The organism is Humibacter albus DSM 18994, from assembly GCF_000421825.1.
Taxonomy (GTDB): domain Bacteria; phylum Actinomycetota; class Actinomycetes; order Actinomycetales; family Microbacteriaceae; genus Humibacter; species Humibacter albus.
In genome coordinates, this window is record NZ_ATXT01000011.1 from 244,495 (window position 1) to 259,534 (window position 15,040).

Annotated in this window: 12 protein-coding genes and 1 tRNA gene; 6 read left to right on the plus strand and 7 right to left on the minus strand. The window is 67.7% G+C overall.

Going from position 1 to position 15,040, the window contains the following annotated elements; genetic code table 11:
- Nucleotides 1-7 precede the first annotated feature (7 nt).
- Nucleotides 8-1,576: a cytochrome ubiquinol oxidase subunit I gene (locus H623_RS0102530; protein WP_026939824.1), complete on the minus strand. Its 1,569-nt coding sequence runs from the start codon at nt 1,574-1,576 to the stop codon at nt 8-10.
- Nucleotides 1,577-1,710: 134 nt separating this feature from the next.
- On the opposite strand from H623_RS0102530, the gene H623_RS0102535 reads away from it, so the two are divergent.
- Both H623_RS0102535 and H623_RS0102540 read left to right on the plus strand, forming a co-directional pair.
- Complete coding sequence (locus H623_RS0102535) at nt 1,711-2,070, plus strand: BlaI/MecI/CopY family transcriptional regulator (RefSeq protein ID WP_026939825.1); 360 nt, start codon at nt 1,711-1,713, stop codon at nt 2,068-2,070.
- 5 nt (nt 2,071-2,075) lie between these two features.
- Complete coding sequence (locus tag H623_RS0102540) at nt 2,076-3,140, plus strand: M56 family metallopeptidase (RefSeq protein ID WP_022899378.1); 1,065 nt, start codon at nt 2,076-2,078, stop codon at nt 3,138-3,140.
- A gap of 12 nt (nt 3,141-3,152) precedes the next feature.
- Here H623_RS0102540 and coaE read toward each other — a convergent pair whose 3' ends face one another.
- From coaE to polA, 5 genes are all read right to left on the minus strand, one after another.
- On the minus strand, nt 3,153-3,782 hold the full coding sequence (coaE, locus tag H623_RS0102545) for a dephospho-CoA kinase (RefSeq protein ID WP_022899379.1): 630 nt from the start codon (nt 3,780-3,782) through the stop codon (nt 3,153-3,155).
- A gap of 49 nt (nt 3,783-3,831) precedes the next feature.
- Nucleotides 3,832-4,437 carry an MOSC domain-containing protein gene (locus H623_RS0102550; RefSeq protein WP_022899380.1) on the minus strand — a complete coding sequence of 202 codons (606 nt, stop codon included), beginning with the start codon at nt 4,435-4,437 and terminating at the stop codon, nt 3,832-3,834.
- 125 nt (nt 4,438-4,562) lie between these two features.
- Entirely contained in the window at nt 4,563-6,017 is a 1,455-nt protein-coding gene (gene rpsA / locus H623_RS0102555) for a 30S ribosomal protein S1 (protein ID WP_022899381.1), read from the minus strand.
- A gap of 182 nt (nt 6,018-6,199) precedes the next feature.
- Nucleotides 6,200-7,885: a DUF885 domain-containing protein gene (locus tag H623_RS0102560; protein WP_022899382.1), complete on the minus strand. Its 1,686-nt coding sequence runs from the start codon at nt 7,883-7,885 to the stop codon at nt 6,200-6,202.
- Nucleotides 7,886-7,919: 34 nt separating this feature from the next.
- Nucleotides 7,920-10,589: a DNA polymerase I gene (polA, locus tag H623_RS0102565; protein ID WP_026939827.1), complete on the minus strand. Its 2,670-nt coding sequence runs from the start codon at nt 10,587-10,589 to the stop codon at nt 7,920-7,922.
- A gap of 280 nt (nt 10,590-10,869) precedes the next feature.
- Here polA and H623_RS0102570 point away from each other — a divergent pair, with 280 nt between their 5' ends.
- The gene (locus tag H623_RS0102570; protein ID WP_022899384.1) at nt 10,870-11,298 is read left to right on the plus strand and encodes a hotdog fold thioesterase; all 429 of its coding nucleotides are present in this window, start codon (nt 10,870-10,872) and stop codon (nt 11,296-11,298) included.
- Nucleotides 11,299-11,311: 13 nt separating this feature from the next.
- On the opposite strand, the gene H623_RS0102575 is transcribed toward H623_RS0102570, so the two are convergent.
- Nucleotides 11,312-11,914, minus strand: a complete 603-nt coding sequence (locus H623_RS0102575; protein ID WP_026939828.1) for an ANTAR domain-containing response regulator — start codon at nt 11,912-11,914, stop codon at nt 11,312-11,314.
- 131 nt (nt 11,915-12,045) lie between these two features.
- On the opposite strand from H623_RS0102575, the gene H623_RS0102580 reads away from it, so the two are divergent.
- From H623_RS0102580 to H623_RS0102590, 3 genes are all read left to right on the plus strand, one after another.
- Nucleotides 12,046-12,128 (plus strand) — tRNA-Leu (locus tag H623_RS0102580).
- Nucleotides 12,129-12,718: 590 nt separating this feature from the next.
- Nucleotides 12,719-14,368: an HAD family acid phosphatase gene (locus tag H623_RS0102585; RefSeq protein WP_245558861.1), complete on the plus strand. Its 1,650-nt coding sequence runs from the start codon at nt 12,719-12,721 to the stop codon at nt 14,366-14,368.
- A 100-nt stretch (nt 14,369-14,468) separates the two neighbouring features.
- Nucleotides 14,469-15,038: an EXPERA domain-containing protein gene (locus tag H623_RS0102590; RefSeq protein ID WP_022899386.1), complete on the plus strand. Its 570-nt coding sequence runs from the start codon at nt 14,469-14,471 to the stop codon at nt 15,036-15,038.
- The last annotated feature ends 2 nt before the right edge of the window (nt 15,039-15,040 follow it).

A 15,040-nucleotide genomic window follows, 5' to 3' on the forward strand; every position in this document is an offset into this window, starting at 1 on the left:
TCGACGGTCAGTAGGCGAACGCGAGCACGTCGTCGTCAGCGGGGGCGTCAGGATCCTTCGGCTTCTCGCCGAGCTCCGGTATGGCGGCCGCCACCCCGCCGCGGATGTACTTCACGAGCAGTCGCACCTCGAACACCATCAGCACCGCGTAGACGATCGTGAACGAGACGAGCGAGAACGCGATCTCCCCGAATGTCACCCCCGGAGAGACGGCCGCAGCGGTGAACATGAACACTCCGTCGACGCCGCCGGGCGTCGGGTTGGGCGCGACCACGAACGGCTGGCGCCCCATCTCGGTGAAGATCCACCCCGCCGAGTTCGCGGCGAACGGCGCGAAGATGCCCGATACGGCCAACCACATCAGCCAACGGGGCTGCGGCACCGTCCCCTTTCGGGTGAGCCAGAGCGCGACGACGGAGGCGAACGCGGCGAGTGCGCCGAACAGGATCATCAGCCGGAAGCCCCAGTAGGTCACGGCCATCACCGGAACATAGTTGATCTTCGAGCCCGCTCGGTCGCCGAGCTTCGCGTCGTCGGGAAGATGCGTTCCGTACTTCTGCTGGTAGCTGGGCACCAGTTCGTTCACACCCTTGACCGGCTCGTTGAAGTCGCCGTTGGCGAGGAAACCGAGCACGCCGGGAACCTCGATCACGTTGACCACGCCCGCGCAGTCCTTCGAGCCGATGTCGCCGAACGCCAGCAGCGAGAAGCTCGTGCCGGTGTGGCAGGCCGCTTCGGCCGACGCCATCTTCATCGGCTGCTGCACGAACATCAGGCGAGCCTGCGCGTCGCCGGTGATCGTGACGCCGGCGAACGCGATGATCGCCGTCACCGCGCCGATGCGCAGCGAGGTGAGCCAGACCCTGTGGTCGGACTTGTCACGCCCGGGCACGTCGGGCGCCTCGCCCACGATGACGCGCTGGTCGGGCCCGACCGTGTCGATGCCGTCGCGCCGACGCTGCCAGAGGTGATACCAGCCGACGCCGAGCAGCATGGCGCCGCCCACCGCCAGCGCGCCGAAGATGGTGTGCGTGAACGCGGCCACCGCGGTGTTGTTGCCGAGGATGGCCCCGATGTCGTTCATCACGGGCCGACCGTGCACGAGCGTCACGCCGACAGGGTGTTGCATCCACGAGTTGGCCGCGATGATGAAGTAGGCCGAGACGACGGAGCCGGCGACGGCGAGCCAGAGGCACGCGAGATGGATGCGCCGCGGCAGCTTGCCCCACCCGAAGATCCACAGGCCGAGGAACGTCGACTCGACGAAGAAGGCCAGCAGCGCCTCCATCGCCAGTGGGGCGCCGAACACGTCGCCGACGAAACGGCTGTATTCGCTCCAGGCGAGGCCGAACTGGAACTCCTGCACGAGCCCGGTGGCCACGCCCATGATGAAGTTGATCAGGTAGATCTTTCCCCAGAACTTCGTCATGCGGTAATAGCGGTCGTTGCCCGTGCGCATCCAGAGCGTCTGCATGAGAGCGACCAGCGGTCCCAGGCCGATCGTGAGGGGCACCATCCAGAAGTGGTAGACGGTGACGATGCCGAACTGCCAGCGTGCGATCAGAAGGGGATCCAGCTCGGTGGTGAAGTGCACGTCTCCTCGATTCGATGTTTTCTACGTGCCGTAGAATTCTACGCGCTGTAGAAGTTGTACCACCGTCGCCGGAACTTTTCTACACGCGGTAGAATCGAGACATGGCAACTCGCACTGTGGTCAATCTCGGAGAGCTGGAACGCGCGATCATGGACGTCATCTGGGACGCCACCGCGCCGCTCGCCGCCACCGACCTGCGCGAGCAGTTGAAGGCATCCGCGCCCGGCGGCAAGGAGCCGGCGATCACCACGGTGATGACCGTGCTGTCCCGGCTGGAGGCCAAGGGCTTCGTCGTGCGGGACAGGGATGCCAGGCCGCACCTCTACAGCGCAACCATGACCCGCGAAGACCACGTCGCCGAGCTGATGCACGAGGTGCTCGGCTCCGCATCCGATCGGGATGCCGTGCTCGCCCGTTTCGTCGGCCAGGTCACGCCGCACGAAGCGGAGCGCCTGCGCAGGCTGCTGGACGCGTAACGGCCGTGCTCACCGTCGCTGTCGCGCTGGCGCTCTTCGCATTCGCCCTCGCCTGGCCCGTGCCCGTGGCGCTGGCGCGGGCGGCCTGGCCGCGCCGCATGCCTGGCGCCGCGCTCGTGCTGTGGCAGGCGATCGCGCTCGCAGGCGGCCTGTCGATGATCGGCTCCCTGCTCGTGTTCGGGCTCATCCCGTTCGGCGCCGACCTGCCCGACGCCGCCGGCGCGTTCGGCTCCGACCTTTTCGCCGGCCGCCTCCCGCACGACGCGAACTTCTTCCAGATGTTCGCGCTCGCCGGCGCAGTGCTGCTCGGCGTGCACCTGCTGCTCAACCTCGTGCGCACGGCGTGGCGCGCGGAGCGACAGCGCCGCCATCATGTGCAGTTGCTGCACCTGCTCAGCGACCCGATGCCGGACTCCCCCGGCACGCGCGTGATCGACCATGCAACCCCGATCGCGTACTGCCTGCCGGGCGCGCCGCGCGCCGTCACCGTGCTCTCGGCCGGCCTGCTCGAGCTGCTGAGCGACGAGGAGCTCGCCGCCGTGGTGGCGCACGAACGCGCGCACGTGACACAGCACCACAACATCCTGCTGGTCGCGTTCAGCGCCTGGCGGAGCGCGCTTCCGTGGTTCCCGATCGCGACCCGCGCGCACGAGGCCGTCGGGCTCCTCATCGAGTTGCTCGCCGACGATCAGGCGCGTCGTACCGTCTCCGGCCGCGACCTCTCCCGGGCTGTCGCGCGCGTGGCGCTGGCCGCCGCGCCGCAGACGGATACCGGCACAGGTGTCGGTTCGCGCGGTTCGGGTGCTCGAGCAGGCGTCAAACCCGTCGGTGCTGCCGTCGGGGCCGGCGCCTCTGCTACGGCGCGGGGCGCGGTGTCGTCTCCGCGCTTCGGCGATCCCGGCTTCGGCGCGGCCCCAGCGGCACCCACCGAGTGGGCGGATGCCCGGATCGCCCGGCTGACGCAGCTCCCGATCGCGCACGTGCCGGCGTTGCGCCTGTCGGTGCTCGCAGCGTCGATCGCCCTCGTCGCCCTGCCGACGCTGATGCTGCTCAGTCCCGCCGTGCGCTGACCCGGTCGCCGATCAGCGCCGCCGCGCTGAGCCCGTCGCAGCCTCGCTCACCTGGGTCCACAACGCATCCACGCGGCGCAGCAGCTCGTCTTTGCCGCCGTTGTTGTCGATGACGACGTCCGCCACGGCACGGCGTTGTTCGTCGTCGGCCTGCGCGTCAATACGACGGCGGGCGTCCTCGTGGTCCATGCCGCGGTCTTCGACGAGGCGTCGCACCCGTTCCTCACGATCGGCCTCGACGACGACGACGCGGTCGAAACGCAACGGGCGATCCGCCGAGGCCTCCACGAGCAGCGGCACGTCGTACACGACGACGCCGTCGGGATCGGATGCCCGGGCTTGCCCGAACCTCTCCAGCGCGGCCCGCCAGACGGCCGGGTGTGTGATCGCGTTGAGGTCCGCCAGTGCATCGGGATCGGCGAACACCAGGCGTCCGAGCGCCATCCGGTCCAGGGAGCCGTCCGCGGCGACGACCCCGTCGCCGAATCGCTCCCGGATCGCGGCCAGCCCCGGCGTGCCCGGCTCGACGACTTCGCGAGCCAGGCGGTCGGCATCCACGATCACCGCGCCGTGCTCGGCCAGCCGGGCCGACACCGTGGACTTGCCGGACGCGATGCCGCCGGTGAGCGCGATGATCTGCACGCGCTCGATGCTATCGGCACGGCGTCGCGGGGACGGTCGCCCAGAGCGTCTACACCGGCTCGAGCGGCACCGGCTCACCGGCCGGGAGCTCGACGACGATCGGGTCGCCCGAGCGCACGACGCCGCCGGCGAGCACGACCGACATGACGCCCGCCTTGCGCACCACGGTGCCGTCGTCGAGCCGAGTGACCATCTCCTTCATCAGCTGCGGTGCGAGCCAGTTGATCTTGTAGCACGGATTCCGCAGCCCGGTGAGCATGACCTTCGCCTCGGCGCCGAGGTGCAGCACAGTGCCCGTCGGAAGCGTGAGCAGGTCGAGGCCGGCGGTCGTGACGTTCTCCCCCATCTCGCCCGGCCGCACGCTGTAACCCTGCTGTGCGACGTCGCCGAACAGCTCGGCGTGCAACAGATGGACCTGCCGCAGGTTGGGCTGCGTCGGGTCCCGCTCCATGCGGGAGAGGTGCTGCACAGTCGTTCCCGCATGGGCGTCGCCTTCGACGCCCCAACCCTCGATCAGCCGGATCTCGTCGACGACTGGCTTGCTGAACCGGTGGCCGTCGTCACGGCTGACCGTGAGCACGCGAGGCGTCGCGGCGGCGACGGGGATGTCTGTGGCGGGCTCAGCGGTCGAGTCGGCGGTCGGTGCGGAAGTCATGCATCCATTCTGCAGAACCGGACGGGCGTGCGGCGCGCGGTGCGTGATTCGAGACCGTGCAGGCATCCCCCGACGACGAAGCGGCCGGGCCCCGAAGGACCCGGCCGCTTCTCGCGTGTGAGCGATCAGTTGCTGCTCGAAAGCTTCTCGCGCAGAGCCGCGAGAGAAGCGTCGTCGGCCAGAGTGCCACCGGCGCCCTGGTCGCTCGAGTAGGTGGCACCGCTGCGGGCGGTGTCGGCCTGAGCGGCCTCCTCCTCGATGCCCTTGGCGACCTGGCGCTTGTGCGCCTCCCAGCGGGACTGAGCTTCGGCGTACTCCTGCTCCCACTTCTCGCGCTGAGCGTCGGAGCCTTCCTTCCACTCGCCCGTCTCGGGGTCGAAGCCCTCCGGGTACTTGTAGTTGCCCTGCTCGTCGTACTCCGTGAGCATGCCGTAGAGCGCCGGGTCGAACTCGGTGCTCTCCGGGTCCACGCCCTCGTTCGCCTGCTTGAGCGACAGCGAGATGCGGCGGCGCTCCAGGTCGATGTCGATGACCTTGACGAAGACCTCCTCGCCGACCGACACGACCTGCTCGGCGAGCTCGACGTGCTTTCCGGACAGCTCGGAGATGTGCACGAGGCCCTCGATGCCGTCCGCGACGCGCACGAACGCACCGAACGGAACCAGCTTCGTGACCTTGCCGGGTGCGAACTGGCCGATGGCGTGCGTACGGGCGAAGACCTGCCACGGGTCTTCCTGAGTTGCCTTGAGAGACAGGGAGACGCGCTCGCGGTCGAGCTCGACGGAGAGCACCTCGACGGTGACCTCCTGGCCGACCTCGACGACCTCGCTGGCGTGCTCGATGTGCTTCCACGACAGCTCGGAGACGTGCACGAGGCCGTCCACACCGCCGAGGTCGACGAACGCACCGAAGTTGACGATCGACGAGACGATGCCCTTGCGCACCTGACCCGGGTGGAGGTTGGCGAGGAACTGCGAGCGGCTCTCCGACTGCGTCTGCTCGAGCAGGGCGCGGCGGGACAGGACCACATTGTTGCGGTTCTTGTCGAGCTCCAGGATCTTCGCCTCGAGCTCCTGGCCGAGGTACGGCGTGAGGTCGCGCACGCGGCGCAGCTCGATGAGGGACGCCGGCAGGAAGCCGCGCAGTCCGATGTCGACGATGAGGCCGCCCTTGACGACCTCGATGACCTGACCGGTCACGACGCCGTCCGCTTCCTTGATCTTCTCCACGTCGCCCCACGCGCGCTCGTACTGCGCGCGCTTCTTGGACAGGATCAGACGGCCTTCCTTGTCCTCCTTCTGGAGCACAAGGGCCTCGACGGTATCGCCGACGCCGACGACCTCGCTGGGGTCGACGTCATGCTTGATGGAAAGTTCGCGGGAGGGGATCACACCCTCGGTCTTGTAACCGACGTCGAGGAGAACCTCGTCGCGGTCGATCTTCACCACGGTGCCTTCGATGAGGTCACCGTCGTTGAAGAACTTCAGAGTCTTCTCGACCGCGGCAAGAAAATCGTCAGCAGAGCCGATGTCGTTGATCGCGACCTGCTTGGGTGCCTTGTCGGTCGTTGCGGTTGTCATTGAGTGGGTACTCCAGATATGGACATGAATCAGGCCCGGCGAAGTCATTCGGTGTGGAATTTCCGCCAGGCAGGCGAATAGGAAAATCACAAAAGTGACTCTCCAGACTACCGTTCCACGGCGTCCGCTCGCAACAACGCGGTCTGCTGCCCGGGTATTCCTCGAGCAGCAGACCGCGCCGATCAGCCCAGCATGGCCGTCTTCAGCGTGTCGAGGCCGACGCCGCCCATGTCGAGCGCCTTCTTGTGGAACGCCTTGATGTCGAACGCGGCGCCCTCTCGGCGCTGGTACTCGTCGCGGATCTGCTCCCAGATGCGCTGCCCGATCTTGTACGACGGAGCCTGCCCCGGCCAGCCGAGGTAGCGGTTCACCTCGAAGCGGACGAAGCCGTCGTTCATGTTCACGTTCCGGCCGAGGAACTCGAACGCGTACTCGCCCGTCCAGGGGCCCTGTCCGTCCGGGCGCTGCTTGGTGAGGTGCACGCCGATGTCGAGCACGACGCGAGCGGCCCGCATGCGCTGGCCGTCGAGCATCCCGAGGCGGTCTGCCGGGTCGTCGAGGTAGCCGAGCTGCTCCATGAGGCGTTCCGCGTACAGCGCCCAGCCCTCGGCGTGGCCGGAGGTGCCGGCGACGCGCCGCCACGTGTTCAGCTGCGCCTTGTTGTACGTGGCGGTGCCGATCTGCAGGTGGTGGCCCGGAACACCCTCGTGGTAGACCGTCGTGAGCTCGCGCCAGGTGTCGAACTCGGTGACGCCCTCCGGCACACTCCACCACATGCGTCCGGGGCGCGAGAAGTCGTCCGCCGGGCCCGTGTAGTAGATGCCGCCCTCCTGCGTCGGAGCGATCATGCACTGCAGCTGCCGCACCGGCTCCGGAATGTCGAAGTGCGTCCTGCCGAGCTCCTCGACCGCGCGGTCGCTCGTCTCCTGCATCCAGCGCTGCAGCGCGTCAGTGCCGTGCAGCTTGCGGGAGGCGTCCGCGTCGAGGAGCTCGATCGCCTCCGCCACCGAGGCGCCCGGCTTGATCTGACGGGCGATGGACTCCTGCTCCTCGACCATGCGGCGGAGCTCCTCGACGCCCCACTCGTAGGTCTCGTCGAGGTCGACGCTCGCGCCGAGGAAGCCGCGCGAGGCGAGGGCGTAGATGTCGCGACCGACGGCATCCTGCTCGGGGGCGTGCACGGCCAGTTCGTCGTCGAGGAACATCGAGAGCTCGCCGTACGCGGCCGCGGCCTCGGCGGCGCCCTTCTCGAGGTCGCGCTTCAGCGCGTCGGGAAGCTCGCCCTCGTCGGCCTTCGCGCCCGCGGCCAGCGTGAAGAAGAACCCGTCGCGCGCCACCTGCTTGTCGGCCTGGGCGATGCCTTCGCGCACCTGGCGGATGGCCGGCACGTTGCCGGCCTGGATGCCCGCGCGCAGCGTCGCGATATAGCCGCGCATCGCGTCGGGCAGGTTGTGCATGCGCTTCGCGATCGCCTCCCAGTCGGAGACGGTGGAGGTGGGCGAGAGGTCGAAGATCTCGCGGAGCTCCTGCACTGGCGAGGCGATCACGTTGAGGTCGCGTTGGGCGAAGCCGGCCTCGTGCTTCTCGAGCTCGAGCCGGAGGTCGCGCACGAGGTCGAGCTTCGTCACCCGATCGATGTCATCGACCGGTTCGGCCGCCTCGATGCGGCGCAGGGCTTCGGCCTGCGCCTTCGCCACGGCCTCGTGGCCGGCCGGAGACTGGTCGGAGTACTCGCCCTCGCGCCCGGGACGCCCGAGGTACACGTGGTACTCCGGGAAGAGCTCCAGCTCGGTGTCGACCCACTCCTCCGCGATCGTGTCGATGGGAGTGGGCGTGCGCTGCGGTTGTTCCTGCTGCTGGTCTGTCATGCCCGTCAGCCTAGGGCCGTAGCGTGCGGCGGCGTCAGTGTGCAGCGGCGTCCCAGTCGGGACCGCGGCCGATCTGCACGGTGAGCGGCACGTCCAGCGTCGCCGCGGTCGACATGCGGCGGGTGACGATCTCTTCCAGCTTCTCCTGCTCGCCCGGCGCGATCTCGAAGATGAGCTCGTCGTGCACCTGCAGCAGCATGCGCGAGCCGAGTCCGGCATCCGCCATGTCGGAGGCGACGCCGAGCATCGCGATCTTCATGATGTCGGCCGCGGAGCCCTGGATCGGAGAGTTCAGCGCGGCGCGTTCAGCGTTATCGCGCAGCACCCGGTTCGGGCTGTTCAGATCGGGGAACGGACGTCGTCTGCCGAAGATCGTCTCGGTGTAGCCGTCGCTCTTGGCCTGCTGCACGACGTCGCGCAGATAGTCGCGCACCCGGCCGAACCGCTCGAAGTAGTCGGCCATCAGCTGCTTGGCCTCGGCCTGGCTGATGCGCAGCTGCTTGGCGAGCCCGAACGGGCCGAGGCCGTAGGCCAGCCCGTACGACATGGCTTTGACCTTGTTGCGCATCGCGGCGGTGACGTCTTCGGGTGCGACACCGAAGACGTGGCTGCCGACGTAGCGGTGCAGGTCCTCTCCCGCGCGGAAGGCCTCGATGAGGCCGGCATCACCCGAGAGGTGCGCCATGATGCGCATCTCGATCTGCGAGTAGTCCGCCGTGAGCAGCGACTCGAACCCCTCGCCCGAAACGAAGGCGGAGCGGATGCGTCTGCCCTCGTCGGAGCGCACCGGGATGTTCTGCAGGTTGGGATCGTTGGACGAGATGCGGCCCGTCGCGGCACCCACCTGGTCGTACGTGGTGTGGATGCGTCCGTCCGCCGCGATCGACTTCTCCAGCGTCTCGATCATCTGCTTGAGCTTCGTGGCGTCGCGGTGCTTGAGCAGCGACTGCAGGAAGATCGAGCCCTCGTTCTCCTCCTCGATCTTCTCCAGCAGGTCGGCGAGGGAATCGGCGTCGGTCGAGTACCCGGTCTTGGTCTTGCGGGTGGGCGGAAGTCCGAGCTCGTCGAAGAGCACGGTCTGGAGCTGCTTCGGGCTGCCCAGGTTCACCTCGTGGCCGATCGCGGCGAATGCTGCGGTGCGGTAAGTGTCGGCACCTTGCTCGAGCACCTCACGCTGGCGGGCAAGCACGCCGGCGTCGATGGCCACGCCGGTGAGCTCCATCTGCGCGAGCACCGGTGTGAGCGGCCGTTCGATCTCGTCGTGCACCCGTCGCGTGCCGGCGTTCGCCTCGGTCGCGAGCGTGGTCGTGACGGCGTCGGCGACGCGGAGCACGAACCACGCTTCAGTCCCCGCGCCCACGGGCGGCACTTCGGGCACCAGCTGGTTCGGATCCGACACCGGCATGCTCTCTTCGAGCGCGCTCAGCACCTGGTCGGCCAGCGACGCAGGCACGCGGCTCGGGTTCAGGAGTCCGGCCATGACGCGGGTGTCATTCACGGCACCGCGGATCGCGAGGCCGGCACGTTCGGATGCCTTGAGCTGGCGCTTGGCGTCGAAGAAGACTTTCGAGGTGGTCTCGTCGGCCAGCCACGAGCGAAGGCCGTCCACGTTCTCCGCGGGGATGTAGGCGCTGGCGGACGCGCTGGACAGACCGATGCCCGCGAACTCCCCGTCGACGGTGTCGACCACCACGCCGAGGCCGAGCGGGGTGTGCTGGGCGGCGAGCCAGGCATCCACTTCGGATGCCGCCAGCGTGAGCACGTCGGGTGCCGCGATGCGCGATTCCGCGCCGGAGGCGACGGCCGCCTCCGCGTCGTCCAGCTTGAGCACGCGGTCGAGCATGGTGCGCATCTGCAGGCCGCCGAGCACCTCGCGCACGGCCGTCGCGTCGACCCCTCTCCGTTCGAGATCGGCCGGAGCGAGCGGGAGGTCGAGATCGCGCACGAGAGCGTTCAGGCGCCGGTTACGACGGGCGCGCTCGCTCTGCTCGCGCAGGTTGCTGCCGGCGACGCCCTTGATCTCGTCGGCGTGCGCCAGGATCTCCTCGACAGTGCCCCACTGCGCGATCCACTTGGCTGCGGTGACGGGACCGACCTTGTCGATGCCGGGGAGGTTGTCGGCCTTCTCACCGACCAGAGCGGCGAGCTCCGGGTACTGGTGCGGCCACACCTTGTACTTCTCGAAGACGGCGTCGGCATCGTAGCGCTTGAGCGCGGTGACGCCCATCGCGCTCGGGTAGAGCACGGTGACGTCGTCGTCGATGAGCTGGAAGCTGTCGCGGTCGCCGGAGACCACGAGCACCCGGTACCCCTGCGCGGCACCCTGTGCGGCGAGGGTGGCGAGGATGTCGTCGGCCTCGTAGTCGTCTTTGGTGATCCACGGCACGTTCATGGCCGTCAGTGCATTCTGGAGCAGTCCGACCTGCCCGGAGAACTCCGGCGGGGTCTCCCCCCGGCCTTCCTTGTACTCGGCGTACTCGGCCGTGCGGAACGATGTGCGCGACACGTCGAATGCAACGCCGAGGTGCGTCGGTTCCTCGTCCTTGAGAAGACGAAGCATCATCGAGAGGAACCCGTATACCGCCTCGGTGTGCTGACCGTCGTCGGTGATGAAATTCCCCGTCTGCACGAGCGCGAAGAACGCCCGGAAGGCCAGTGAATGGCCGTCGATGATCATGAGGGTAGGCTTTTGCGGGTCCGACACGGAAGCCAGCCTACAAGCGGCCTCGGACAGGCGATTGAGGGTTGGACAGCGAAGCTTGCTTCGATGGCCGGCCCGATTGAGCCTGTTGGTCGGCGTAGCCGCGAATACAGGCGATTGAGGGTTGGACAGCGAAGCTTGCTTCGATGGCCGGCCCGATTGAGCCTGTTGGTCGGCGTAGCCGCGAACACACGCGAGTGACGCCAGGATGGTGAAGTCCGCTTCGATGCCGGCTCCATCTACCGCCGGCCGGAGGTTGCCGGTGAGCACCTACAGGAGAGCCATGTCCGAAGCCGAGAAGCATGCCGCCCCCGACGCGCTCGCCTACGTCAGACAGCGAGGAATGGGCGCGCTTGCGGCGAAAATGGGCATCGAGATGATCGAGTTCTCGGTGGACCGCGCGGTCGCCACCATGCCGGTCGAGGGCAACACGCAGCCGGCGGATCTGCTGCACGGCGGGGCGTACGTCGTGCTCGGCGAGACGCTCGGGTCGATGTCGGCGAACCTGTGGGCCGGAGAGGGCCGGCTGGCCGTGGGCATCGAGATCAACGCCACTCACACCCGGTCGGCGACGAGCGGCATCGTGACCGGCGTCTGCACGCCGGTGCACCTCGGACGAACTCTGACCACGCACGAGATCACCGTCACCGACGACCGGGGCCGCCGATGCTCGACGATCCGCATCACGAATCTGATCAAGGACCGCGGGTAGGGCGCGATGCCGCCTACTTCTTGGCGGCGAGCTGGTCGATGATCGCCTTGGCCACGTCGTGCATCGTGAGGCGGCGGTCCATGGATGCCTTCTGGATCCAGCGGAACGCCTCCGGCTCGCTGAGTCCCATCTTCTCGTTCAGCAGACCCTTGGCGCGATCGACGAGCTTGCGGGTCTCGAAGCGCTCGTTGAGATCGGCGACCTCGGCCTCGAGCGCGATGATCTGCGCGTGACGAGCGAGAGCGATCTCGATCGCCGGCAGCAGGTCGTTCGGCGTGAACGGCTTGACGACGTAGGCGAGGGCGCCCGCTTCGGTGGCGCGCTCCACGAGCTCCTTCTGGCTGAAGGCCGTGAGCAGCACGACGGGGGCGACGTGGTTCTTGGAGAGGCGTTCGGCGGCGGAGATGCCGTCGAGCTGCGGCATCTTGACGTCCATGATGACGAGGTCAGGTCGCAGCTCGGTGGCGAGGGCGACGGCGGTCTCGCCGTCGCCGGCTTCGCCGACCACCTCGAACCCGTTGTCGCGGAGGATCTCGACGATGTCGAGACGGATCAGCGATTCGTCTTCCGCGACGACGACGCGGCGCGGGACGGCGGTGTTCTCAGTGTCTGTCACGAGCATCAAGCCTACGGTATGGGCGATCGACGTGAGTGCGCGCCCGCATGCTCGTGTCGCCGAGCAGAGTGATATCGCCCATGCCTGCGCCGCGATAGGGTGATGGTCGGCGTCGCGATGCGGTGCCGTGGGCCGGTGTGGCGGAATGGCAGACGCGGAGCACTCAAAATGCTTTGTCCGAAAGGACGTGTGGGTTCGAGTCCCACCACCGGCACACGCGATTGAGGTTCGGGAGCACGAGTTCGCTCGTGCTCCCGAACCGATTGAGTGTGTGGAGTGGCGTAGCCGCGACCACCGTGATGAGGGGGATCGCCTGAAGGTGGTCCCCCTCATCACGTATCAATGGAGCGGGACTCGAACAGCCGGCGGAGCCGGCGTGGTCGATGGGACCGCGGCGAGAGGCTCCGCGGAGCGCGAAGCGGTGCGTGGAGGGCGTCGGGGACCCACCACCGGCACACGCGATTGAGGTTCGGGAGCACGAGTTCGCTCGTGCTCCCGAACCGATTGAGTGTGTGGAGCGGCGTAGCCGCGACCGCACGCGATGCGCGAAGCGGTGCGTGGACGGCGTCGAAGACCTCGCACCCGCTCCGGCTCAGATGAGCAATCCGCCTCCCGTCTCTGGCTCGGCGACCTCGCCGCTGGATACCGTGCACTCGTGACCCCCGACCGGGGGTATTCGAGGTTCAGTGCTTCCGGCTATGGATCACCGTAAAGCACACGAAGACACACAGGGGGTGTGTGGGTATGCAACCTGGGTTCGAGCACGACACGACGAGACGTCGGCGCCTGCGAATCGTCTCGAGCATGGCGGCGGCGGTCGTCGTCGCCGGGATCGGGCTGGCCGGTGCGGCGCCGGCGCAGGCCTGGCCGGTCGGCCACGGCGGTGACGGGCGCGTCGGCGGGCACGGGCATCCGGGATCGGGTTCGTCGCAGCAGTTGACGCCGCGCACGCAGTTCGCGATGGCACCCGACGGCTCGAGCGGTGCAACGCAGGGCGGGGAAGGCATCCCGAACATCGACGTCGTCAAGAAGACGATCGCCACGTATTACGGCGATCCGGGGACCGGGATGGCGAACACGACGAGCTCGCCGTACATCAGCGAGATGGACGGCATCGTCGCCCGAGCGACCGCGACGCTGAAGCCGTCATACGACCGCGCGATCGCCCGCCACGAGAAGCCGGCCATCGTCTTCGATGCCGACGACACCACGCTGTGGACGTACGACATGGAAGTCGGCGACATGCACTTCAACTACAACCCCACGGAGCAGGATGCCTGGGTGCAGGCCGCGAAGTTCCCCGCCACTCCCGCCATGGTCGGCTTCGTGAACGCCGCAGCAGCCATGGGCTACACGGTCTTCGGCCTCACCGGCCGCAACGACGACCAGAAGGCGGCCACGCTGACGAATCTGACGAACGTCGGCTACACCGCTTTCACGGCCGACGACTTCTACACGAAGTGGACAGGCACGGGCACCTCGCAGCAGCCGTCATACATCACCTGTGCCACCTCCAGTTGCACCACCGTCGAGTACAAGGCGCTCACCCGCCGGCACATCGAGCGGGACCTCGGCTACACGATCACGCTCAACGTGGGCGATCAGTGGTCCGATCTGCAGGGCGGCTTCGCGCAGAGCACGCTCAAGCTTCCGAATCCGACCTACTACCTGCCGTCGCCCGATCTGCCGGGCGTCTCGGAGCCGAAGCTCGCGCCGCGCACGCACTTCACCATGAAGGCGGACGGGTCGAGCGGCGCGACGCAGGGTGGGGACGGCATCCCGAACATCGACAGCGTGAAGAAGACGATCGCCACCTACTACGGCGATCCGGGCACGGGCATCGCCGACACGACGAGTTCGCCGTACATCAGCGAGATGAGCCGCATCGTCGCGCGGCAGCTGCCGTCGCTGACGGCGACGTGCCGGCACGAGAAGCGCTCGCACCACCGGCCGGCCGTCGTGTTCGACGCGGACGACACCACGTTGTGGACGTACGACATGGAGGTCGGCGACATGCACTTCGACTACGACCCCGGCGAGCAGGATGTCTGGGTGCAGGCGGCGAAGTTCCCCGCCACACCCTCGATGGTCCACCTGGTGAACTCTCTGCGTCAGGCCGGATGCACCGTGGTCGGGCTCACCGGCCGCAACGACGACCAGAAGACGGCGACGCTGACGAACCTGTGGAACGTCGGCTATCGCGGCTTCACGGCGACGAACTACTACACGAAGTGGACCGGCGTCGGCGCATCGCAGCAGCCGTGGTACATCAGGTGCGCCGCGGCGAGCTGCACCACGATCGAGTACAAGTCGCAGACCAGGGCCCATGTGGAGTCCCGTTCCGGCGGCGACTACGACATCGTGGCGAACTTCGGCGACCAGTTCAGCGACCTGATCGGCGGGCACGCCGACCGCACGGTCAAACTGCCGAACCCGACGTACTACCTGCCCTGAGCCAGGTCGGACCTGCCCTGAGCCAGGCCGGACCGGACCGAACCACTACCGGTGGGGCGCTTCCGTACCGACGCAAGCGCCCCACCGGTAGTGTGCGACCATGTCCTCAGCCAGCTCTCCCCCACAGTCCGCCGCCCCGGCATCCGAGAGTCCGATTCCGCCCGCCGTCACGGCACCCGCGAATCTGCCGCTGCCGAAGCGGCCGATCGACATCTTCTTCCTCGTCATCTTCGCGGTGTTCATCGTCACCTGTATCATCAGCGACTCGGTCGAAGGCCTCGGACTCGACCAGGTGAAGGACTCCCCGAACCTGCTGGTGCAGTGGAATTACTGGTACGCATCCAACTTCGATCCGCTGTACCGATCGCATCCTGTGTGGCTGCGCTTCATCAGCGGCACGTCGGCGTTCGTGTACGTCATCTTCTACGTGCTGCTGATCATCTCGATCGTGCGCAAGTGGAACTGGATCCAGCTGCCCAGCGTCATCTACTCCACGATGATCATCGCGCTCACCGGCATCCCGATCTTCGGTGTCGAGTTCTTCGGTTCGGCCGCAGAGCGCACCCCGAACCCGGGAATGTTCCTCGCGTTCAACCTGCCGTACATCGTCGTGCCGCTGCTGCTGCTGATCCGCATGCGCAAGCCGCTGCCGTTCACGCGGAGGTTCTGAGT